Here is a 21,767-nt window from a genome sequence, read left to right as displayed (position 1 = left end):
TCAGTGTCATTCATTTTTTTAGTAACGCGTGGCAATCCGCAAATTGTCATACATCTTAATACACGGAAATTTATTCCTAAAAATAATGATTAAATTTAATACATTCATGCCAACCATAAATACGCTGCTACACTTATTCAGGACATACATGAGCGGGAGAAGGGAATGAAAATATTACTGTGGGTTATTTTGATTATATTTCTGATAGGTCTGTTAGTGGTTACCGGTGTATTCAAGATGATTTTCTGATTCCGTTGCCCGGCGCATCGCCGGGCAACGTCCATGATATCAGGCTTTCAGCGAAGCCCCTTTCGTAGCAATAACCTCTTTATACCAGTAGAAGCTCTTTTTGCGGCTGCGCGCCAGCGTGCCTTTTCCGCTGTCATCGCGATCGACGTAAATAAAGCCGTAGCGCTTAGAGAGTTCAGCTTTAGACGCGCTCACCAGATCGATTGGCCCCCAGCTGGTATATCCCATCACCTCAACGCCGTCATCAATTGCCTCACGCACCTGTACCAGATGGTCGTTAAGGTAGCTGATGCGATAGTCATCCTGCACCACACCGTCCGCATCCGGTTTATCCTTCGCCCCGAGGCCATTTTCCACGATAAACAGCGGCTTCTGATAGCGATCCCAGAGCACGTTTAACAGGGTACGCAGGCCGATGGGGTCAATCTGCCAGCCCCATTCGGAACTGGCCAGATGCGGGTTTGGCACCATGCTCAGGATGTTGCCACGCGCCTGCTGGTTGAGAGCTTCATCCGCTGTAACGCAGCCCGTCATGTAGTAGCTGAAGGAAATAAAATCGACGGTCGATTTCAGCGCCTCGCGGTCGGCGTCCGTGACCTCAAGCTGAATACCGCTGTCGCGGAAGAAGCGCTGCATATACCCCGGGTAGGCGCCGCGGCACTGCACGTCGCCAAAGAACTGCCAGGTGCGGTTTTCCTGCAGCGTCTTCAGAACATCTTCCGGCTTGCAGGTCAGCGGATACATCAGGCCGCCCAGCAGCATGTTGCCAATTCTGGCATCAGGAATGATCTCGTGGCAGGCCTTCACCGCCAGCGCGCTGGCAACCAGCTGATGGTGGATTGCCTGATACACTTCACCTTTGCTGCTGGTTTCCGGCAGGCCCACGCCGGTCATCGGCGCGTGCAGAGACATATTGATCTCGTTGAAGGTCAGCCAGAGCTTCACCTTCTCTTTGTAGCGCACGAACACGGTACGGGCATAGCGTTCAAAGAAGCCGATAGTCTGGCGGCTGCCCCACCCGCCGTACTGCTTCACCAGCCCCCACGGCATTTCGTAATGCGACAGCGTCACCAGCGGGGTAATGTTGTGCGCAGCAAGCTCGTCAAACAGCCGGTCGTAAAACGCCAGCCCCGCCTCGTTAGGCTGCTGCTCATCGCCGTTCGGAAAAATGCGGGTCCAGGCAATGGAGACGCGCAGGCAGCTAAAGCCCATCTCAGCGAACAGTTTGATGTCTTCCGGATAGCGATGATAGAAGTCGATGGCAACATCCTTGATGCCGCTGTCACCCGCCACGCGCTCAACCACCGGGCCAAAGACACCGCGCGGCTGAACGTCTGAGGTGGACAGCCCTTTTCCCTCTTCCAGATACGCGCCCTCTACCTGATTCGCGGCAACCGCGCCGCCCCATAAAAAATCGTCCGGGAAAGTATTCATCACGTTCTCCTGTTATTGATGGCTTACGCTGAGTAACGGCGCACCGGCACTGACGGACGTTGCCGCCACGGTCACCACGTCGCGATACTCATCGCTGTTACTGATAATAATCGGGGTCGCCAGGTCGTATCCGGCATCGATAATCGCCTGTCGGTCAAACTCCAGCAGCAGATCGCCGGGCTGCACCTTGTCACCGACCTTTACATGGGCGGTAAACGGCCTGCCGTCGAGCTTCACGGTGTCGATACCCACGTGGATCAACACTTCAATCCCGCTGTTGCTAAGCAGCCCAATTGCGTGTTTGGTCTGGAACAGCGAGGCCACAACGCCGGCAAACGGGGCAACCACTTTGTTATCGGAGGGAATAATCGCGGCACCGCTGCCCAGCAGGCCGCTGGCAAAGGTGGTATCCGGCACCTGGTCGAGCGCAAGAACGGTACCGGTCATCGGTGCCAGCACATCGTTTTCGCCCGCGGTGACCACCCCTTCTGGCGCGGTGTTTCCTGGCATACCGGCGACCAGCGTCAGGCCGCAGCTCAATACCAGCGCCACCACCGTACCGATAATGCCGCCCCACAGCGTGGCGTCCACGCCGCCCGGTGGGATCATCTGGGCGACAGTAAAGATATTGGCGAAGCCGAAAGAGTAAACGTGGGTGTCACTAAAGCCGACAATCGCCCCGCCGATAGCCCCCGCCACGCAGCCGAAAATAAACGGACGGCGCAGCGGCAGGTTTACGCCATACACTGCGGGTTCGGTGATACCGAAAATACCTGCCGTCACGGATGAACCGGCCAGCATTTTCTGACGCGCATCGCGGGTGCGCAGGAAAATGCCCAGCGCCGCCCCCACCTGACCAAACACCGCGGGCAAGAGCATGGGCAGCATGGAGTCATGCCCCAGCACCGCCAGGTTGTTAATCATCAGCGGCACCAGCCCCCAGTGCAGGCCAAAAATAACGCAGACCTGCCATAGCGCGCCCATCGCCGCACCCGCCAGCCACGGCGCCAGAACGTAAATACTCTGATAGCCGTTCGCCAGCAGCTGGCTCAGCCAGGTCGCCAGCGGCCCGATAACGAGGAAAGTCAGCGGCACGGTCACACCCAGACAGATCAGCGGCGCGAAGAAGTTTTTCATCGAGGAAGGCAGCAGCCTGGTGCTTTGTTTTTCAAGCCAGCAGCTCACCCACGCGGCGAGAATAATCGGGATCACCGACGAGCTATAGTTGAACCAGGTGACAGGGATGCCCAAAAAGGCGTCCGACACCGCGCCCGGCTGCTGGCTGGCGTTAAACGCCGCAATCATTACCGGATGGGTGAGCGCCCCACCGATCACCATGGTAATAAACGGGTTGCCGCCGAATTTTTTCCCGGCGGTATAGCCCAGCACCATCGGGAAGAAGAAGAACAGTGCGTCGCTGGCGGCAAACCAGATTTTATACGTGCCGCTCCCGGTCGTGAGCCAGCCGCATACCACGGCCAGCGCCAGCAGCCCTTTCAGAATACCGGACGCGGCCAGAATGCCGATAAACGGGGTGAAGATCCCGGAGACGATGTCAATCAGGCGGCCCAGCAGGTTCCCCTTTTCGCCCTTCTCTTCCGCGACGGGCGCGTCGTCGGTAAGGCCTGCTTCATTGCGCACCGCCTGCCAGACGTCGTGAACGTGGTTGCCAATCACCACCTGAAACTGGCCGCCGCTTTCGACTACCATGATCACGCCCGGGTTTTTCTTGAGCCCTTCCGCATCGGCGCGTTGATTATCTTTAAGTTTGAAGCGAAGCCGGGTCGCGCAGTGCACAAGACTGACGATGTTCTCTTTTCCGCCAACGTGGCCGAGAATATCCTTCGCTAAAGCCTGGTATTCCATCTCGATTTCCTTACATCCGATGCCCGCAGGCACCTGTTGACTGAGTACAAAAATAAAAAAACCCGAGAACGGCCTTCTGACGAAGGCCGCGCTCAGGTTTTGCCTGCGTGATGCAGTAACAATCCTGTTTTGAGGCTTAACGCCCCTCTTTTCTCACCCGCTCGATATGAATGGCGAGGAACATAATTTCTTCGGTCGTCAGCTCACGCTGATAGCTTTTGTTCAGGTGCTGGGCGATTTTCTCGGCGCATTTCCACGCTTTCGCGTAGTTGTCTTTTACTGCCGTATGCAGCGAGACATCGTCATCTTCCACCACGGTGCGGGTGAGCATCCGCTGGGCAAAAAACTTCAGGTGGGTGACAAAACGCTGATAGCTGAGCGACTCTTCGTCATACTCAAGCTGCAGCTGATACTTCACCAGCTGGAGGATCTCCTGCATCACCCGCGTCACGTGCATCACCTCCGGCATTTCGCTGTTCAGCTGCGCGGTGACCAGATGCAGCGCGATAAAACCGGCCTCATCCTCCTCCAGTTCGACGTTCAGGCGTCTGGCGATAATGGCCCGCGCCTCCTGCCCTAACTCGAACTCCTTCGGATACAGCCGTTTAATATCCCACAGCAGCACGTTTTTGATGGCCAGCCCGTTCTTCTGCCGCTCAATAGCAAAGAAGCAGTGATCGGTGAGGGTGATATACAAGCTCTCCTGCAGCTTGCCCAGCCGCTGCGCCGCCAGCCCGATGATGCGGTCGCAGGTGGTCATCACCTCCAGCGGAATTTGACTCAGCAGCTCCCCAAGCCGACGCACCAGTTCATCGCTTTGTAACGCAAACACCTTTTCAACCAACGCGGTATCCAGCGCTTCACCGACGCGCTTCTGAAAGGCCAGCCCACGGCCCATCACCACCTGTTCGCGCCCGCGCTCATCCTGAACAACCACCACGTTATTATTGAGTATCTTGGCGATTTTCATCGGAACCCCAGAAACAAAAAAACCTGACCTCCGGCAGATGCCAGAAAATCAGGTTTTGCCTGCATAAGCAGTAACAATCCAGTTCTGGCACTCTATCAGTTTCATTCGTAGCCTCAATGCGTCACGCGTCAGAAACGTGACGCGGATCGAACTTGCTACGGTGATATCAGAAGGTCACCACCGTTTTCAGCTCGGTGACCCAGGCATCCTGGGTGCGGCTGACCCCGCCGGGATGGTACCAGTACTGAATGCCCGGCTGTAGTTCTAGCCATGACGCCGGACGAAAACGGTAGTAAAACTCACCGTTCAGGGAATGGCCCGGCACCGGGTGATATGCAGGATTGTTGTAATCGCTAACGCCGCTCAGGCTGTTCAGATAACGCTGGTTGCGGGCGTACTGGCTGCTCATATCAATCCAGGTTAAGCCAAAGCCAATCCAGTCTTCCGGTCGCGCATCAAACAGCCCGCGGTAGCGCAGCGAGGCGGCGTATACCTGGTGCATGTAGTTACTGCTCTGCTCCGCAAGGCTCATGCTGAACGAGGTGCTCAACCCGCGATTCGGATCGTCCTGATGCTGCGTTAGCTGCTGGTTCAGTCCGGCGTACATAAACCAGGTCCGGCTGTGCGTATCGAATCCGTCCGGGTCCGTCGCCCCCGCCCCACCCGATTTGCCGCGATAGAGATCGGTTTGCGGCGCGTTGGTAAATACCACGCCCAGGTTGTACGCGCCCGGCAGGCCGTTAATCAGCGGACGCGCTTCGATTTCAACCGGCAGTAAGATCCCTTTGCTGCCCTTCGTCGACCAGCTCCACGCATGGCTGCGGCTGGCGGCCTGCGGATTCTGCTCCATCACGCCGCCTTTTAAGGTCAGCGTCGGCGTGAGTTTATAGGCAAGCGTGGTGCCCCAGGTGTGCACGTTCCAGTTGTTCCAGGTCAGCGAGTTGGCGGACTTTCCGCCGCACTGGGACAGCAGCTGGAAATCACAGGGGATAATTTGATCGAAGGTCTGTACCTTGTTCATCATCCCTATGCGCCAGGTCAGACGCCGGTCGTCAAAGCTGCGGGCAAAGGTCAGCCAGCCCAGACGGGTAATCGACTGCCCGCCCCAGCTCTCTTGGGTCAGATCGTTGAAGTTGACGCGCGGATCCTGCACGCGTTTGGTGGTGAGATCGTCATTGTGGTTGCGGTTAACGATGTTTCCCTCGATACGCGCGTCCGGGATACCGGTCCAGCGCTCCAGGTCCTGGTTGAAGGTCAGCGCGAACTGGTCAATATAGGCCACGTGGGAGTCGTGGTTATAGCCACCGCCGCCGTTCCAGCCGAACTCATTCAAATAGCCGAGATTGTACGTAAAGCCGTTATCGTTGAGAATTTTACGCACACCGAGCATATTGCCGAGAAGCGGCGCCGGTGGAGCCTCAAAACCTAGTACCGTACCGTTCCAGTCTTGCGCCATCGACAGCGGGGATATCGCCAATAAGGCGAACGCATAGAGTTTATTTTTATATGCCATGATAACAACCTGTGATTGAGTATTGAGTGCGTAACCGGCCGCAGGAAATTTTTCTATTTCCTGTCGATAATTCAGTTTTTAAAATCATTAAAAAGCGCTAAGCCAAATGTCTCTCCTGCGTAAACGACAGGCAAAAAAAAAACCTAAGCGCTCCACAGCGAAAATGCTGTGAAACGCTTAGGTTTTGCCTGTTAACCAGTAACAATCCTGCTTTGAAAACAGTGGCACCTTAACACCGTCGCGCCACGTTGAAAACCTGAACTTTTTTCTGATTTAAAAAAGTGTGAGCAATTTAACGCTTATTATTTCGACTGAATTACCCGGGCAATATCAGCCGAAGTCTGTAATGTCCGAATCTCCTGAAATAACCCCAGCGCTTCATCGTACTCTTTGCGTAAATAACTCAGCCACTGTTTAATACGCGCGACGTGATACAAACCGGTATCGCCCTGTTTTTCCAGACGGCTGTATTTTTGCAGCAGCGTGACGACGTCTGCCCACGGCATTCGCGGTTCGTTATATTTCACCACCCGGCTGAGGTTAGGGACGTTCAGGGCGCCGCGACCGGTCATTACCGCATCGCAGCCGGTGGCCTGCAGACAGGCCTGCGCGCTCTCGTAGTCCCAGATTTCGCCGTTAGCGATCACCGGAATAGAGAGGCGTTTGCGGATCTCGCCGATCGCATGCCAGTTTATGCGCTCGGCTTTGTAGCCGTCTTCTTTGGTGCGGCCATGCACCACCAGCTCGGTGGCTCCGGCCTGCTGCACCGCATCGGCGATTTCAAACTGCCGCGCGTCGCTGTCCCATCCCAGGCGCACCTTAACCGTCACCGGCAAATGCGCGGGCACTGCCTCACGCATGGCTTTCGCGCCGCGGTAAATCAGCTCAGGATCTTTCAACAAGGTCGCTCCGCCACCGCTGCCGTTAACCAGCTTCGACGGGCAGCCGCAGTTGAGATCCACACCGTAAGAGCCCAGCTCAACCGCGCGGGCGGCGTTTTCCGCCAGCCATTCGGGGTACTGGCCGAGCAGTTGAATACGCACCAGCGTGCCGGAAGATGTCCGGCTCTGGTTGTGCAGCTCGGGGCATAGACGGTAGAAGGATTTTACCGGCAACAGCATATCGACCACGCGCAGAAATTCCGTCACGCAGAGATCGTAGTCGTTCACCTCGGTCAGAAGCTCGCGCACGAGGGAGTCGAGCACGCCTTCCATTGGGGCCAGTAAAACACGCATAGCAGTACCTGTGAAAAAAGACGCGCTATAGTAGCCGCTCTCTATATCGCTGGGAAGCGCTTCTGTTCAGGGAGAAAGTCAGCCGGAGTTGCCCCGACAACGGCGCGAAACGCCGCCGCAAATGCCGCCTGCCCTGAAAACCCCAGCATCCAGGCCACCTGCTTAACCGGGTATCCGTTGGCGAGCAGGTCCAGCGAGGCACAGATCCTTGCGCGCTGTCGCCAGGCCCGGAAGCTAAAGCCGGTATCTTTGATAAACGCGCGTGAGAATGTGCGTTCAGACATAGCGGCCTGTTCCGCCAGCCTTTCCATAGAAACATCCCAGAGATTGCTGGCAATGATGTCACAGGCAACGCGATGTAAGCGCTCATCCACGGGCATCGGTAATTCGGCCGAGATTTGCTGAGCTTCACTGAGAATATCGAGCAGCAAAACGGCCATGCTGCGCTGAGTGGCTGGCCGGTATTCCGCGCTGAACAGCCCGGCTATCAGCTCTTTGAACAACGCTGTCGCCATAATGACGTGAACCTCTTCTTTCCGTTTAAAAGATCCGCATTGCGATATCAGCGTGGGGCTAAACCAGACCGCGCGCAGCTCCGTTGCGGATAACACGCTGTAGGTGTGTTCCTGAAAGGGAGGGATCCACAGCGCGCGCTGCGGCGGTATGACCCAACGCTTATTGCCGGTTTCGACCAGCATCACCCCTTTGATGGCAAACAAAAGCTGTCCCTGTGAATGCTGGTGAGGCGGATCCACTTCGCCGCGCGTATAGCTAATAGCCCCTCTGGACCATCCGATGTCATCGTCATGAATTGGCGTTTTATCGATAACGGTTGGCATTTCACATTCCTCCCTTCCACTTATGATGCTGCTTGTACACGTAACCGGAGAGAGACGCAATGCACATTCATTTTATCATTCATGAACATTTCGAAGCGCCGGGCGCCTATGAAATCTGGGGTAAAAGCCGCGGCCATACTCTGAGCTACACCAGAGTTTATCAGGGCGATCCTTTACCCGAGAAGCTGGGGCGCACGGATCTGCTTATCATCATGGGAGGCCCGCAGTCCCCCGCTACCACGCCTGAGGAATGCCCCTGGTTCGATGCACAGGCGGAGAAGGCACTCATCAGCCGCGCGATAGAGGCAGGTAAAACGGTGATAGGCGTTTGTCTTGGCTCGCAGCTTATCGGCGAAGCGCTGGGGGCTGCGTTTTGTCATAGCCCGGAAAAAGAGATCGGCAAATTCCCCATCAGGCTCACCGATGCAGGCAAGGCGAACCCGCTGTTTGCGGATTTTGGCCACGAATTGAACGTCGGTCACTGGCATAACGATATGCCTGGGTTGACGCCACAGGCTAAGGTGCTCGCTTACAGCGAGGGCTGCCCCCGTCAGATCGTGCAATACAGCGAACGGGTTTACGGTTTCCAGTGCCATATGGAGCTGACGCCGGAGGTGGTAGAGTTGCTGATTGAGCATTCGCAGAGTGACCTCCGCCGCGCGGGTGAATTCCGTTTTGTCGAAACGGCGGAAAAACTCCGCTCGCATGATTATCGCGAAATGAACCAGGTGCTGTTTTCTTTTCTCGATAAACTGACCGCCTGACGCTGATGCCTTCTCTGGCGCGTTACTTCGCCAGTGCAATTCCTTTCCTCTAAACTTTGCCTGCACCAGTAAGATGATACCGGACGTTCCATTCCGGAATGTCTGGTATGCTCAAAATTCATGATGTGATCCGTGGCACATTTTTAGGTTTAATTGTATGATGAATGCGTTTCAGCAAGGACTATCACCATGAGCAAAACATTGAACATTATCTGGCAATATCTGCGCGCATTCGTCCTGATTTACGCCTGCCTGTATGCCGGGATTTTCATCGCGTCGCTGCTGCCCATCACCATTCCCGGCAGCATTATCGGCATGCTGATCCTCTTTGTTTTGCTGGCGCTGCAAATCCTGCCTGCAAAGTGGGTCAATCCCGGCTGCTTCGTCCTCATTCGCTATATGGCGCTGCTTTTCGTGCCTATCGGCGTCGGGGTCATGCAGTATTTTGATTTGCTAAAGGCCCAGTTCGGCCCGATTGTTGTCTCCTGCGCGGTGAGTACGCTGGTGGTTTTCCTGGTCGTGAGCTGGAGTTCGCATCTGGTGCATGGCGAACGTAACGTGATTGGGGAGAAAACAAAAAAATGATGGCCAATATCTGGTGGTCGCTGCCGCTCACCCTCGCAGTATTCTTCGCCGCACGTAAGCTTGCCGCGCGTTTCAAAATGCCGTTGCTGAACCCGCTGCTGGTGGCAATGGTGGTGATTATTCCGTTCCTGCTGCTCACCGGCATTCCTTACGAACGCTACTTTGCCGGCAGCAAAATTTTAAACGACCTGCTGCAGCCCGCCGTTGTGGCGCTCGCCTTTCCTTTATATGAGCAGCTACACCAGATCCGCGCCCGCTGGAAATCCATCATTACCATCTGCTTTGTCGGCAGCCTGGTGGCGATGATCACCGGTACGTCGGTGGCGCTGTTGATGGGGGCCTCGCCGCAGATTGCCGCCTCTATTCTGCCTAAATCTGTGACCACGCCTATCGCGATGGCGGTTGGGGGTAGCCTCGGCGGTATTCCAGCAATTAGCGCGATGTGCGTTATTTTCGTCGGTATTCTCGGCGCGGTGTTTGGCCACAGCCTGCTGAACGGTATGCGCATTCATACTAAAGCGGCACGAGGTCTGTCGATGGGGACAGCTTCCCACGCCCTGGGCACTGCCCGCTGCGCGGAGCTGGATTATCAAGAAGGGGCGTTTAGCTCGCTGGCGCTGGTGATCTGCGGAATTATCACCTCCCTGCTGGCCCCGTTCATTTTCCCGCTGATTCTGGCGGTGATGGGCTAAAATTTGCGATGCGTCGCGCAAATTTCATTTTGCTTTCATAAGTTGCATACATAATGAGAAGTAGATCACATATAAAGCCCTGGCGGCTCCGTAAACTACCGATCCATTAACCTTTATGAGGCAAACGCCATGCACCCACGTTTTCAAGCTGCTTTCGCCCAGCTTGCAGAGAATTTGCAGTCAGCCCTGGCTCCCGTTCTGGCAGATGCACACTTCCCCGCCCTGCTGACCGCGGAGCAGGTCACGATGCTGAAACAGGCAACGGGACTGGACGAAGACGCGCTGGCTTTCGCACTGCTACCCCTGGCTGCCGCCTGCGCGCGGGCCGATCTCTCCCACTTCAACGTCGGGGCCATTGCGCGCGGCGTCAGCGGTACCTGGTACTTCGGCGGCAACATGGAGTTCCTGGGCGCGACCATGCAGCAAACGGTTCACGCCGAGCAGAGCGCCATCAGCCACGCCTGGCTGCGCGGTGAAAAAGCGCTGAGCGCCATTACCGTTAACTACACTCCGTGCGGCCACTGCCGTCAGTTTATGAACGAGCTGAACAGCGGGCTGCAGCTGCGCATCAATCTGCCGGGCCGCGCGCCGCACACGCTGGGCGATTATCTGCCTGACGCATTTGGTCCGAAAGATCTGGAGATCAAAACGCTGCTGATGGACGATCAGGACCACGGTTACGCCCTGTCCGGCGATGACCTGAGTCAGGCAGCGATTCGCGCGGCGAATAAAAGTCACACGCCATACAGCAAGTCCCCGAGCGGCGTAGCGTTGCAGTGCCGTGATGGCCGAATCTTCACCGGCAGCTATGCGGAAAACGCCGCGTTTAACCCAACCCTGCCACCGCTGCAGGGCGCGCTTAACCTGCTGAGCCTGAACGGCTATGATTATCCGGACATTCAGCGCGCCATTCTGGCTGAGATTGCCGATGCGCCACTGATCCAGTGGGATGCCACCGCCGCAACGCTCAAAGCGCTGGGCTGCACGATGATCGACCGCGTACTGCTGGCGTAATCCTTCCGGCGGGCAAAAATGCCCGCCCGTTTGCTGAAAAACCCCTCAGTTGAATCGCTGTTTCTTGCGCTAACCAGGCGGGTAAAGTAGCCTGAGTTAAATTTCATCCACGAACGAGCCATCTGCATGTTAAAGCGCGTTTTTTACAGCCTGTCTGTCCTGGTCGGCATACTGCTGTTGATCGTGCTGGGTCTCGACCGCTGGATGAGCTGGAAAACCGCCCCCTACATCTTTGATGACCTGCAGGACCTGCCCTATCGTCAGGTTGGCGTGGTGCTTGGCACCGCCAAGTATTACCGCACCGGCGTAATCAATCAGTATTACCGTTACCGCATTCAGGGCGCGCTGAACGCCTACAACAGCGGCAAGGTGAACTACCTGCTGCTGAGCGGCGATAACGCCCTGCAAAGCTACAATGAACCGGTGACGATGCGTAAGGACCTGATTGCTGCGGGCGTGGATCCGGCCGATATCGTGCTCGACTACGCCGGGTTCCGCACCCTGGACTCCATCGTGCGCACGCGCAAAGTCTTCGACACCAACGACTTCATCATCATCACCCAGCGCTTCCACTGCGAGCGCGCGCTGTTTATCGCCCTGCATATGGGCATTCAGGCGCAGTGCTACGCGGTGCCGTCGCCAAAAGATATGCTGAGCGTGCGCGTGCGCGAGTTCGGCGCCCGCTTTGGTGCCCTGGCCGATCTGTATATCTTCAAACGCGAACCGCGCTTTTTAGGCCCTCTGGTGCCGATTCCGGCGATGCACGAAGTGCCGGAAGACGCGCAGGGTTATCCGGCCGTCACGCCCGAGCAGCTGCTCGATATGCAAAAAAAAGAGAAATAACGGGACCGCCTTTATACTTTCTTTACGGCCGGCCTGACGCTTTTTATCTCCCCTTTACGTCTGCTCTTTTAAGCTGAGTTCACTGCCGCTACGGCTTCATTGAAGAATGACTATGAACTCGATAATGAATGCGTTTTTCCTCAAAAGTCTCCGCCCGTACTTTAACTTTCCCGGTTTATCACTCCCTGGCGCACTTACTTCTGGTCTCTGGCTGGATGAAAAAATAGACGCCCTGCAGCACAACGTTGCCGTGGAAGTGGCCGATTATCTGGAACGTTACCCGCAAACGAAACATGTTGACGTTTATCTGAACGATATCAACGGCACGGTGCGCGGCAAGCGCCTCTCGGTAGAGAGCATGCTGAATCTGGAAAAAGGCTGTTATTTTCCGCTTTCCGTCTACTCAATGGACCAGAAGGGAAAAATCGCCGCCCCGCTTTATGATGAACCCGACCGGCTGTGCGTCCCGGTCGCCGGCTCTTTGCGCCCCTGTCCGCAGGATCCAGAGCACACGGCGCAGATCCTGCTGACGATGAAGGACAGCGACGGTAACCCCTGCCCGCTTGAGCCGCGCGCGATACTGCAGAACGTCGTGGCCCGCTTCCACCAGCACGGCCTTTTCCCGGTCATTGCCCCGGAAATCGAGTTCTATCTGACGGGACAGGGCGAACGCGATCCGCAAAATCAGGGCTGTTTTCACATGGATACCTCGTCGGCGCATGCGGCGCTGTTTGACGAGCTGGAACAGCTGGCCCACCTGCAGCGCATCCCGCTGTCAGGGGTCGTGGCGGAAGCCGAGTCCGGACAGTACGAATTAAACCTGAAGCACAGCCATCGCGTCGTTGAGGTCTGCGATAACGTGCTGGCGCTTCGTCGCCTGACCCGTTACGTTGCTGAAAAGCACGGTCTGCAGGCCAACTTTATGGCTAAGCCTTTCAGCCAGCTTGCCGGCAGCGGTTTGCACTTCCATTTCAGCCTGAACAATCGTCACGGCGAAAACGTCTTTGCTTCCCCGGTGAACGCGCTTAACAGCATGATACGTTTGTGCGTCGCGGGCCAGCTGGCGCTGATGCCCGCCTCCGTCGCCATTCTTGCGCCAGGCGTCAACGCGTTTCGTCGCCTGCGTAAAAGCCTGACGGAACCCGTCTTTAACTCCTGGGGCTATAACACCCGCTCCGCCGCCCTGCGTATTCCCTGCTCGGATGAGAGTAACCGTCGTATCGAGTACCGGCTGGCCGGGGCCGATGCGAATCCGTATCTGGTGGCGGCCACTATCCTGACAGGCATGCTGTACGGGCTGGAACATATCGACGAGGGGGATCTCCCTGAACCGCAGCACGACCAACCGGAACTGCCGCTGTTCCAGCAGGAGGCGATTGAGGCCTTTGCCCGCTGTCAGTATCTCACCGACAGCCTGGGCGATGCCTTTTCCGAACAGTGGGTCGCCTGCAAGCTCTCTGAACTCGACTGGTTTGAGCGCATTGTGACCCGAGAGGAGTCACATCTGGCATAGGGCATAAAAAAAGCCCGCTCGATGAGCGGGCTGGATAACGCAAGGAGGAATTACTTCTTACGCGCGTACTTCAGTGAATCCAGCGCAACCGCGAAGATAATGATGGCGCCTTTGATGATGTACTGCCAGTACGGGTTCACGCCGATATAGGTCAACCCGTAGTTGATTACGGTGAAAATGATCACACCGGTCACCACGCCCAGTACTGTACCCACACCGCCGCTGAAGGAGACGCCGCCCACCACGCAGGCTGCGATCGCATCCAGCTCGTACATGAAGCCGAGGTTGTTGGTAGCAGAGCCGATACGGCCCGCTTCCAGCATCCCGCCGAAGGCGTAGAACACGCCGGACAGGGCATAGATGATGAGCAGGTTCAGGGCTACGTTAACACCGGAGACTTTCGCCGCTTCCGGGTTACCGCCGATGGCGAAGATGTTTTTGCCAAAGCGCGTTTTGTTCCACAGGATCCAGACGAAGGCCACCGCAATCAGCGCATAGAAGGTGATGTACGACAGGCGGAAGCTGCCCAGCGCAATAAACCCTTGCGTAAAGGTCGAGAAGCCGCTGTCAAAGCCCGAGATTGGCGAAGCGCCGACGAAGTCGTAATACAGGGAGTTGATACCGTAAACGATGATCATCGTACCCAGGGTGGTGATAAACGGCGTCACGTTCAGGTAGGCGATGATAATTCCGTTGATCAGACCAATCACCGCACCGATGGCGCAGACAATCAGGATCACCACGAAAATCGGCATGGTGGCCATTTCCGGGAAGACCTTGTTAGCGTTTTCCATCGACTGCAGCAGAGTTGCCGCGATAACCGCCGCCAGACCCACCTGGCGACCGGCAGAAAGGTCCGTCCCCTGGGTCACGATCAGGCCCGCCACGCCCAGCGCAATGATAATACGCACGGAGGACTGGGTCAGAATGTTACTCAGGTTCAGCAGGCTTAAGAACGTAGGGTCCTGGAAAATGATGATAGCCAGCAGTACTAAAAGAACAACGTAAATACCGCCTTCTTTCAGGTAAGTGAGAAAACTTTTTTTATTTAACGCACTCATGAGGAGCCCCTGATCTTAAAGGTGCAAAGACGCAAGACGCAAAATTTCGTTTTGCGTTGTCGTTTTGGTGTCAACAATACCGGCGACGAGACCATTGCTCATAACCAGAATACGATCCGTGATCCCTAACAATTCCGGCATTTCGGAAGAAATAATAATGATCCCTTTATTCTTTTTCGCCAGCTCGGCAATCAGCTGATAAATTTCAAACTTCGCGCCGACGTCAATACCGCGGGTAGGTTCATCCAGCATCAGAATTTCTGGCTGGGTTAATAACCAACGGCCAATAATCACTTTCTGCTGGTTACCGCCAGACAGCGAACCAATTTGGGTGCGATGGCCTGGCGTTTTCACGCGCATGGAGTCAATCACCCATTGGGTATCGCTTTTCATGCGGGAGTTATCCAGCAGCCCGACTTTGTTTTTGTAATTGCGAATGTTAGAAATTAACGAGTTAAAGTTAATATCCAGATAAGCATAAATACCGGTCGAACGACGCTCTTCCGTCACCAGCGCGAAACCATTATTAATAGCTTCGTTGGCGTTGTGGTTGTTAATTTTCTTACCGTGCAGCGTAATGGTGCCTTGAGCCTTCTCACGGATACCAAACAGGGTTTCGACGATATCGGTACGTTTTGCCCCGACCAGGCCGGCAATCCCCAGGATTTCACCTTTATGCAGGTCGAAGGAGACATCGCGGATAGACGGCTGACGTAACGAGGTCAGGTTGCGCACTTCCAGAATCACTTCACCCGGCTTGTTTTCTTTGTCAGGGAAGCGCTGGTTCAGGGAACGGCCGACCATCATGGCGATGATCTTGTCCATGTCCAGCCCTTCCAGCGGCTGCGTGGCAATCCACTGACCGTCGCGCAGGATGGTGATCTCATCGCACAGCTGGAAGATCTCTTCCATTTTGTGGGAGATGTACACAATGCCGCAGCCGCGATCTTTTAGCTTACGAATAATGGTAAAAAGGTGGTTAACCTCTTTTTCCGTTAATGACGATGTCGGTTCGTCCATGATGACAATTTTTGCATCATAGGAGAACGCTTTGGCGATTTCGATCATCTGCATCTGGGAGACGGATAATGTTCCCACGCGGGCGCGCGGATCGATATCAATATCCAGCTCGTCGAAAATCGCTTTGGTGTCGCGATACATTTTGTCCTGATCGACAAAGACACCTTTGGTTGGATAACGTCCCAACCACATGTTATCCATAACTGAACGCTGCAGCACCAGGTTTAATTCCTGGTGAACCATCGAGATACCGTTTTCCAGTGCTTCTTTCGCTGAATGGAAATCGATCTCTTTCCCCTGAAAAAGAATGCTGCCAGAATCTTTTTGATAGATCCCAAAAAGACATTTTAATAATGTTGATTTACCCGCACCGTTCTCCCCCATTAAGGCATGAATAGAGTGAGGACGAACTTTTAAATTAACATTATCGAGTGCCTTAACGCCGGGAAATGACTTGTTGATACCGCTCATTTCCAACAGGTATTCACCGGATGACTGAGTTGTTGTGCTGACCATAATTATACCTTGTTGGCCTCGCATATCGCGTTATAAAAGGGCGCAACGAATTGCGCCCAGTGGAGACAGTACCGCTAACTTATTTACCGATAAACTCAGCCAGGTTGGACTGGTCTACGCCCACGTAAGGTACGCGAACAATTTTGTTGTCAATTTTCCAGTTGGTGCCATCTGCCGCGCCTTTGCCATCGGCGAGGTTTTTCGCCAGATCGAAGGTGGCTTTCGCCTGGTTGTTGGCATCGTTCAGCACGGTACCGGCCATCGCACCGGATTTAACCAGCGCCAGCGCTTCTGGCAGTGCATCCACGCCGAATACCGGGATTGAGGATTTGTTGTGTGCTTTCAGCGCTTCTACCGCACCCATTGCCATCGCATCGTTGTTGGCGATAACGACTTCGATTTTGTTGGCATTAGGGCCGGAAAGCCACGCGTCCATCTTATCTTTCGCCTGAGCGGTATCCCACATCGCGGTATCTAACGCCAGCTGCTGGGTTTTAAGGCCTTTGTCGTTAAGCTCTTTGATAACGTAGGTAGTACGCGCTTCAGCATCCGGGTGGCCTGGCTCGCCTTTCAGCAGCACGAACTGAATCTGACCGTCTTTATTCAGGTCCCAGTTCGGGTTCGCCGCCCAGTGTTTCGCGATCAAATCGCCCTGAATAATACCGGACTCTTTGGAGTCAGTACCGACGTAATACGCTTTGTCGTAGCTATCCAGCGCCTTACGGGAAGGTTCTTTGTTGAAGAAGACGATCGGCACATTCTGACCGCGCGCTTTTTCAATGACCGTGCCTGCTGCAGCCGGGTCAACCAGGTTGATGGCCAGGGCTTTCACGCCTTTCGCCAGCAGAACGTCGATCTGGTCGTTCTGTTTGGACTGGTCATTCTGGGAGTCGTTCATCAGCAGCTGAACGTCTGGCGCTGCTTTCGCATCTTTCTCAATCGCTTTACGCACAACAGACATGAAGTTGTCGTCGTATTTATAGATGGTCACACCAATACGGGTATCCGCAGCGTGCGCTGCTGCACCAAAAAGCATGCTTGCCATTACAGCAGACAGGGTCAACACCTTCTTATTCATGGTATCTCCGGTTTTTTTATGCAGGGTAGTTCTTGTGAATAACGATCGGCGGGCAGGTGTTAATAAAACGTTACTGACAGCCGAAGTTCACTTATAAAATTTCTCTCTTCCGTGTTCGGTAACGCTCCAGAAATGCGTTTTATTCGTTGTTTGCGGCACATTGGCTATAGTGAAAGTGAATAATCACTGTTACATAGCGTTTCAGCCCCTAAAACGCTGACATCATAGTCAGCGCCTTGTTAAGATACTGTGAATTTACTCACAGATTGAAAACGGTTACATCACCTGATCTAATCAGTTAGTGATCGGAACCACAATTTGCCGGGCCGCGACGGAGTGGCGACGTACTAAAGTCGGCATGAAACAGTGCGTTGCGCCCGGATCCAGCAGCCCTGCCGCTCCCTGTAATGCCAGCTCAGTTGCCAGTTTCGCCATAGAGGCAATGGGGTAGCGCACCGTTGTCAGCTGCGGGTCGGTGTAACGGGCAATCGGGATATCATCAAAACCAATGAGTGATAAATGCTGTGGCACCGCAATGCCGTTATCCTTCAGTGCCGTCAGGGCGCCAGCCGCCATGCTGTCGTTATAGGCAAACACCGCAGACAGCTGCAGGTTGCGGCCCAGTAGCTCCACCATTGCCGCCTCACCGCCCTGCATGTCCGGCGTGCCGGTCCCCACCCAGCTCTCGGATGGTAAAATGCCGTGCTCTTTCAGGGCGTTTTGCCAGCCTTCGTGCCGCAGTTCGTCATCTTCAATCTGATGGCTGGAGGCCAGATAACCGATCCGCTGATGCCCGTTGTTGATGAGCATTTTCGTGGCCATCATGGCTCCGCTGACGTTATCCAGCCCGACGCAGCGGTGGGCATAGCCGGGGACAATGCGGTTGATCAGCACCATGCCCGGGATCTGCTCCATCAATCCGGTTAGCTCTTCATCGCTCAAGGCTTTAGAATGGACAATCAGGGCGTTACAGCGCTGACGGATCAGCACTTCAATGGCATGACGCTCTTTTTCCGCCTCATGATAGCTATTACCGATCAGGACATATTTCTGATGCTGCTGTGCCACCATGTCGACCGCTTTCACCAGCGCGCCGAAAAAGGCATCCGAGACATCCATCACCACCACGCCGATGGTGTCGCTGACCTGCGTCGCAAGCGCCTGGGCATTGGCATTTGGCCGGTACCCGAGCTGGGTCACGGCTTTCATTACGGTTTCTCGGGTTTCAGGGCTGACCAGCGCGCTATTGTTCAGCACGCGTGAGACGGTAGCCACAGAAACGCCCGCCTGACGGGCGACGTCACGAATGGTGATCATATTCACCATCCTTCAAAGGATTGCAGCAACTCACAGACACCCCCTGTGTTTAGCAAGGTGGCTATTTTGGCAGCGAGAGAAAGGGGACTACGTGAAGAAGCTCACAGTCATGAAAACGCTTACATCCGTTTTGTTAATGATTGTGATCCAGATCGTTATCTGGATGTGTTTTTCAATGATACCCCTGAAGCATATGCGGTTAACTGACGCCACACCCACTCCAGCGGTCCCTGGCGGAAATAGCGTAGCCAGAGAACAGAAAACGCCAGGTTTACCACCCAGACCGGAATAACAAACGCCAGCAACGTAAGGCGGTCGAATTTCATAAACAGGCCAAAGCGATAGAAAAGCGTGGTGCATATGAGCGTTTGCAGGAGGTAATTGCTCAACGCCATTCGGCCCACGCAGGCGATAGCGCTGACAATCCACAGGCGGGAAAGCGTTGGCCAGAAGCCATAGATCAGCGCCGCGTAGCCGATAGTCTGGAACGGCGCGCTCAGTTCACGCGGCACCTGGAGCAGGAACGCGCACCAGCGGTAATCCCAGTGGATATGCCACTGCGCAATCACCGCCGGGAGGTTAATCAGCACGCCGAGCAGCACCAGACCGGCGCCGGTACGACGATAGTGACGCAGGCTGAATTCTCCTTTCAGCCACCCGGTGCGCATCAATGACGCGCCCATCAGCATCATGCCCGCCAGCTGCCAGCCGTATTGCGCGCCCAGCGCAAGGAGGTTGTCCCCCAGCATATCCGCGCGGTTGCTTATCGCTTCCGTACCACCTTTCAGCTTCCAGAACTGTTCGTACTGCAGGTTAGCGGCATCCGGGATCCATGAACGGTTTGTCGCCTCGCCGGAGATCATCCCCAGCAATAGCAGGACGCCAAGCCCCATCACATACAGCATCACGCCGGTGTTAAACAGGCTTTTTACGCTGTGCGCATCGCGAATGAGGCGCCAGCAGATGAGCCCGACTAACCCATACTCGAGAAGAATATCGCCGTCCCAGAAGAACAGGCCGTGGATAAAGCCGAGGAGAACCAGCAGCGTCAGGCGCGACTGGATCCAGCGCGTACCGCGTTTGAGGAGAAGCTGCAGGCCTGCGCCAAACAGCAGGGCAAAGAGCGTGAGGAATTTAACCTGCGCAAAGAGATCGAGGATCGCCCACGTCCAGGCATCACTGCGCGTGATGTCGCCATACCACGCAGGATTGAGATAAGCCGCCTTCGGCAAACCGAAGGCGGCGATATTAAGCAGCAGGATACCGAGAATGGCGACGCCGCGAACAAAATCGAGCGTGACGTTTCGCTCCATGGTCCCTGCCCTGTAAGACTTAATTGTGATGACGTACGGCGCGCAGGAACTCCTGGCGGGTATTCTGGCTTGACTTAAACAGGCCGCCCAGCGAGGTGGTGGTCGTTGCACTGGTCGCATCACGCACGCCGCGCGCCTTCACGCAGTAGTGAACCGCGTCGATAGAGACGGCCACGTTATTGGTGCCCAGCAGCGTTTGCAGCGCAGTCAGGATCTGCTGCGTCAGACGCTCCTGCACCTGCGGACGCTGGGCAAAGAACTGCACGATGCGGTTGATCTTCGACAGGCCAATCACCGTATCTTTGGGGATATACGCCACGGTCGCTTTACCGTCGATGGTCACGAAATGGTGTTCGCAGGTGCTGGTCAGCGTGATATCACGCACCGTCACCATCTCATCCACTTTCATCTTGTTTTCAATGACGGTGATTTTCGGGAAGTTGGCGTAATCCAGGCCGGAGAAAATTTCGTCGACGTACATTTTCGCGATGCGGTGCGGCGTCTCCATCAGACTGTCGTCACTCAGATCGAGATTCAGCAGCTCCATGATTTCGGTCATATGACCGGCAATCAGACGCTTGCGGGTTTCATTGTCCAAATCCTGTACGGGCGGACGCAGTGGCGTTTCAAGACCGCGCGCAACCAGGGCTTCGTGGACCAGGGCAGCTTCTTTACTGAGTGATGACATTTTGTTCTCCTGCAGGTGTGGCGTCTTTTGCCCTCGTTGTGGCAAAAGTATGCGCTCATTGTGCGTGAGGCGACGCACATAATCCAGTATTCACGACGATAATTATTGCAATTGCTGTTGCCTTTCAGCGTGACGATTCCAGACCAGGGCTCCTCCAACGAACAGCGCCATGCCCGCCAGCCCCAGCGCCGGCTCCAGCCGGTGGGTAAGCCAGGTTGATAACGCCGAGGTGACCGGCCCAATCAACTGACCAATTGCATACCCGGTGGTGAGCAGGCCTGCCATATAGCGCGTGTGGTTTGGTGCCAGCTCGCGGCCGTATAAAAGAGAGAGCTGCACGGCACACAAAAAGCCGCCGCCCACCAGCATCCCACCCGTCAGCAACCCGCCAATCCCCGGCAGCAGCCAGGCCGCCAGCACGCCCGCCCCCTGTAACCACAGGACTATAGCCAGCCTGCGGTTAGCCGTCGAGGTATGGCGTAAAAGAATACTGAGCGCTATCCCCACCACGGCGGCGATACCAAAAATCGGCCAGACGAACAGCGCAAACAGGCTGCCGGGAAAACGCAACGCCGCCATTTGCGAAAGGAAGGTCGCGGGGAGGATATAGCCAAAGCCAGCCAGACTGTAGCTCCAGACCAGGCGTTTTAAATCCGCCGTCAGCACCAGCGGCTCTGGTGCGGTGCCCGGTCGATGGAGCTGACCGGAACGCGGCAGGTAGCGCGCCACCAGCGCAATCAGCACCAGCGCCAGCACGCCGTAGATTTGCCATGCCGCCCCGGCCGACAGGGACTTCGCCTGGATATAGACCGCGAGCAGCCCGCTCAGGGCAATGCCCGCCCCCGGTCCGGCAAATACGGCAGCGCTCAGGCCCGGTTTACCCAACTGCCCAAGCCGTTCGTTAGTCCAGGCGGCAATCAGTACCATCGACCAGCCGCTCATGCAGCCAATCACAAAACGCAGCAGGCCGTGTACGACGGCGTTATCCGCCGCCGCGGAGAGCAGCGTCAGCGCCACCGCGCCGGTGATGCCAAGCCAGAGGCGCGTTTCCACAAAGCGGTGCGCGCGCATGGCATCCCATGCGCCCACCAGATAGCCCAGATAGTTCATCGCCGCGACCAGACCCGCGCTGGTCAGCGTAAGCTGCCCGGCAGCAATCATCAGCGGCACCTGAGGCGTAAAGGCAAAGCGCCCTATCCCCATCGCCACCACCAGAACGACAAACCCACTGAGCGCAATACGCAGCGCCATGACCGC

At 55.7% G+C, this 21,767-nt stretch carries 18 protein-coding genes and 1 pseudogene; 6 read left to right on the top strand and 13 right to left on the bottom strand.

Annotated elements, in window-relative coordinates; translation table 11 throughout:
* Positions 1 to 288 precede the first annotated feature (288 nt).
* The 6 genes and pseudogenes from USH94_RS01745 to USH94_RS01720 form a co-directional block, all read right to left on the bottom strand.
* Entirely contained in the window at positions 289 to 1,683 is a 1,395-nt protein-coding gene (locus tag USH94_RS01745) for a glycoside hydrolase family 1 protein (RefSeq protein WP_111965330.1), read from the bottom strand.
* 12 nt (positions 1,684 to 1,695) lie between these two features.
* Positions 1,696 to 3,661 (bottom strand): annotated as a pseudogene (gene bglF, locus USH94_RS01740) (PTS beta-glucoside transporter subunit IIABC).
* 24 nt (positions 3,662 to 3,685) lie between these two features.
* Entirely contained in the window at positions 3,686 to 4,519 is an 834-nt protein-coding gene (gene licT / locus USH94_RS01735) for a BglG family transcription antiterminator LicT (protein ID WP_111965328.1), read from the bottom strand.
* A 166-nt stretch (positions 4,520 to 4,685) separates the two neighbouring features.
* On the bottom strand, positions 4,686 to 5,975 hold the full coding sequence (locus tag USH94_RS01730; protein WP_414146653.1) for a carbohydrate porin: 1,290 nt from the start codon (positions 5,973 to 5,975) through the stop codon (positions 4,686 to 4,688).
* A 359-nt stretch (positions 5,976 to 6,334) separates the two neighbouring features.
* Complete coding sequence (dusC, locus tag USH94_RS01725) at positions 6,335 to 7,267, bottom strand: tRNA dihydrouridine(16) synthase DusC (protein WP_111965326.1); 933 nt, start codon at positions 7,265 to 7,267, stop codon at positions 6,335 to 6,337.
* Between the two features lie 41 nt (positions 7,268 to 7,308).
* Complete coding sequence (locus USH94_RS01720) at positions 7,309 to 8,106, bottom strand: AraC family transcriptional regulator (RefSeq protein WP_111965325.1); 798 nt, start codon at positions 8,104 to 8,106, stop codon at positions 7,309 to 7,311.
* 59 nt (positions 8,107 to 8,165) lie between these two features.
* Between USH94_RS01720 and USH94_RS01715 the strand changes: the two genes are divergently transcribed.
* From USH94_RS01715 to USH94_RS01690, 6 genes are all read left to right on the top strand, one after another.
* Positions 8,166 to 8,870 carry a type 1 glutamine amidotransferase gene (locus USH94_RS01715; protein WP_111965324.1) on the top strand — a complete coding sequence of 235 codons (705 nt, stop codon included), beginning with the start codon at positions 8,166 to 8,168 and terminating at the stop codon, positions 8,868 to 8,870.
* A gap of 189 nt (positions 8,871 to 9,059) precedes the next feature.
* Positions 9,060 to 9,455, top strand: a complete 396-nt coding sequence (locus USH94_RS01710; protein WP_111965323.1) for a CidA/LrgA family protein — start codon at positions 9,060 to 9,062, stop codon at positions 9,453 to 9,455.
* Positions 9,452 to 10,147 carry a CidB/LrgB family autolysis modulator gene (locus USH94_RS01705; protein WP_111965322.1) on the top strand — a complete coding sequence of 232 codons (696 nt, stop codon included), beginning with the start codon at positions 9,452 to 9,454 and terminating at the stop codon, positions 10,145 to 10,147. Before USH94_RS01710 ends, USH94_RS01705 begins: the two co-directional genes overlap by 4 nt.
* Before the next feature lie 129 nt (positions 10,148 to 10,276).
* Positions 10,277 to 11,161 carry a cytidine deaminase gene (cdd, locus tag USH94_RS01700; RefSeq protein WP_111965321.1) on the top strand — a complete coding sequence of 295 codons (885 nt, stop codon included), beginning with the start codon at positions 10,277 to 10,279 and terminating at the stop codon, positions 11,159 to 11,161.
* 126 nt (positions 11,162 to 11,287) lie between these two features.
* A complete protein-coding gene (gene sanA, locus USH94_RS01695; protein ID WP_008500918.1) occupies positions 11,288 to 12,004 on the top strand; it encodes an outer membrane permeability protein SanA in 717 nt (238 codons plus the stop codon).
* A 124-nt stretch (positions 12,005 to 12,128) separates the two neighbouring features.
* Positions 12,129 to 13,517, top strand: a complete 1,389-nt coding sequence (locus USH94_RS01690) for a glutamine synthetase family protein (protein WP_111965320.1) — start codon at positions 12,129 to 12,131, stop codon at positions 13,515 to 13,517.
* A 50-nt stretch (positions 13,518 to 13,567) separates the two neighbouring features.
* Here USH94_RS01690 and mglC read toward each other — a convergent pair whose 3' ends face one another.
* From mglC to USH94_RS01655, 7 genes are all read right to left on the bottom strand, one after another.
* Entirely contained in the window at positions 13,568 to 14,578 is a 1,011-nt protein-coding gene (gene mglC, locus USH94_RS01685; RefSeq protein ID WP_008500921.1) for a galactose/methyl galactoside ABC transporter permease MglC, read from the bottom strand.
* A 15-nt stretch (positions 14,579 to 14,593) separates the two neighbouring features.
* Positions 14,594 to 16,114, bottom strand: coding sequence for a galactose/methyl galactoside ABC transporter ATP-binding protein MglA (gene mglA, locus USH94_RS01680; RefSeq protein ID WP_047174129.1), 1,521 nt, complete (start codon positions 16,112 to 16,114; stop codon positions 14,594 to 14,596).
* A gap of 79 nt (positions 16,115 to 16,193) precedes the next feature.
* Positions 16,194 to 17,192 (bottom strand): galactose/glucose ABC transporter substrate-binding protein MglB, encoded by a 999-nt coding sequence (mglB, locus tag USH94_RS01675; RefSeq protein ID WP_008500923.1) that lies wholly within the window; start codon positions 17,190 to 17,192, stop codon positions 16,194 to 16,196.
* Positions 17,193 to 17,486: 294 nt separating this feature from the next.
* Positions 17,487 to 18,509: an HTH-type transcriptional regulator GalS gene (galS, locus tag USH94_RS01670; protein ID WP_111965319.1), complete on the bottom strand. Its 1,023-nt coding sequence runs from the start codon at positions 18,507 to 18,509 to the stop codon at positions 17,487 to 17,489.
* Positions 18,510 to 18,664: 155 nt separating this feature from the next.
* Positions 18,665 to 19,822, bottom strand: a complete 1,158-nt coding sequence (gene yeiB / locus USH94_RS01665) for a DUF418 domain-containing protein YeiB (RefSeq protein WP_111965318.1) — start codon at positions 19,820 to 19,822, stop codon at positions 18,665 to 18,667.
* 19 nt (positions 19,823 to 19,841) lie between these two features.
* The gene (gene folE, locus USH94_RS01660; protein WP_023312471.1) at positions 19,842 to 20,510 is read right to left on the bottom strand and encodes a GTP cyclohydrolase I FolE; all 669 of its coding nucleotides are present in this window, start codon (positions 20,508 to 20,510) and stop codon (positions 19,842 to 19,844) included.
* A 102-nt stretch (positions 20,511 to 20,612) separates the two neighbouring features.
* Entirely contained in the window at positions 20,613 to 21,761 is a 1,149-nt protein-coding gene (locus USH94_RS01655) for a YbfB/YjiJ family MFS transporter (protein ID WP_111965317.1), read from the bottom strand.
* Between the last annotated feature and the right edge of the window lie 6 nt (positions 21,762 to 21,767).

Origin of the sequence: Enterobacter sp. 148H3, assembly GCF_034107425.1 — a bacterium.
Classification (GTDB): domain Bacteria; phylum Pseudomonadota; class Gammaproteobacteria; order Enterobacterales; family Enterobacteriaceae; genus Enterobacter; species Enterobacter vonholyi.
The sequence above is the reverse complement of the archived record's forward strand: the minus strand, read 5'-3'. Positions and strand labels throughout refer to the sequence as shown.

What these genes read in the sequence shown, in the direction of transcription:
- USH94_RS01745 (WP_111965330.1), bottom strand. Translation starts at nt 1,683, where the DNA reads ATGAATACTTTCCCGGACGATTTTTTATGGGGCGGCGCGGTTGCCGCG.
- licT (WP_111965328.1), bottom strand. Translation starts at nt 4,519, where the DNA reads ATGAAAATCGCCAAGATACTCAATAATAACGTGGTGGTTGTTCAGGAT.
- USH94_RS01730 (WP_414146653.1), bottom strand. Translation starts at nt 5,975, where the DNA reads ATGGCGCAAGACTGGAACGGTACGGTACTAGGTTTTGAGGCTCCACCG.
- dusC (WP_111965326.1), bottom strand. Translation starts at nt 7,267, where the DNA reads ATGCGTGTTTTACTGGCCCCAATGGAAGGCGTGCTCGACTCCCTCGTG.
- USH94_RS01720 (WP_111965325.1), bottom strand. Translation starts at nt 8,106, where the DNA reads ATGCCAACCGTTATCGATAAAACGCCAATTCATGACGATGACATCGGA.
- USH94_RS01715 (WP_111965324.1), top strand. Translation starts at nt 8,166, where the DNA reads ATGCACATTCATTTTATCATTCATGAACATTTCGAAGCGCCGGGCGCC.
- USH94_RS01710 (WP_111965323.1), top strand. Translation starts at nt 9,060, where the DNA reads ATGAGCAAAACATTGAACATTATCTGGCAATATCTGCGCGCATTCGTC.
- USH94_RS01705 (WP_111965322.1), top strand. Translation starts at nt 9,452, where the DNA reads ATGATGGCCAATATCTGGTGGTCGCTGCCGCTCACCCTCGCAGTATTC.
- cdd (WP_111965321.1), top strand. Translation starts at nt 10,277, where the DNA reads ATGCACCCACGTTTTCAAGCTGCTTTCGCCCAGCTTGCAGAGAATTTG.
- sanA (WP_008500918.1), top strand. Translation starts at nt 11,288, where the DNA reads ATGTTAAAGCGCGTTTTTTACAGCCTGTCTGTCCTGGTCGGCATACTG.
- USH94_RS01690 (WP_111965320.1), top strand. Translation starts at nt 12,129, where the DNA reads ATGAATGCGTTTTTCCTCAAAAGTCTCCGCCCGTACTTTAACTTTCCC.
- mglC (WP_008500921.1), bottom strand. Translation starts at nt 14,578, where the DNA reads ATGAGTGCGTTAAATAAAAAAAGTTTTCTCACTTACCTGAAAGAAGGC.
- mglA (WP_047174129.1), bottom strand. Translation starts at nt 16,114, where the DNA reads ATGGTCAGCACAACAACTCAGTCATCCGGTGAATACCTGTTGGAAATG.
- mglB (WP_008500923.1), bottom strand. Translation starts at nt 17,192, where the DNA reads ATGAATAAGAAGGTGTTGACCCTGTCTGCTGTAATGGCAAGCATGCTT.
- galS (WP_111965319.1), bottom strand. Translation starts at nt 18,509, where the DNA reads ATGATCACCATTCGTGACGTCGCCCGTCAGGCGGGCGTTTCTGTGGCT.
- yeiB (WP_111965318.1), bottom strand. Translation starts at nt 19,822, where the DNA reads ATGGAGCGAAACGTCACGCTCGATTTTGTTCGCGGCGTCGCCATTCTC.
- folE (WP_023312471.1), bottom strand. Translation starts at nt 20,510, where the DNA reads ATGTCATCACTCAGTAAAGAAGCTGCCCTGGTCCACGAAGCCCTGGTT.
- USH94_RS01655 (WP_111965317.1), bottom strand. Translation starts at nt 21,761, where the DNA reads ATGGCGCTGCGTATTGCGCTCAGTGGGTTTGTCGTTCTGGTGGTGGCG.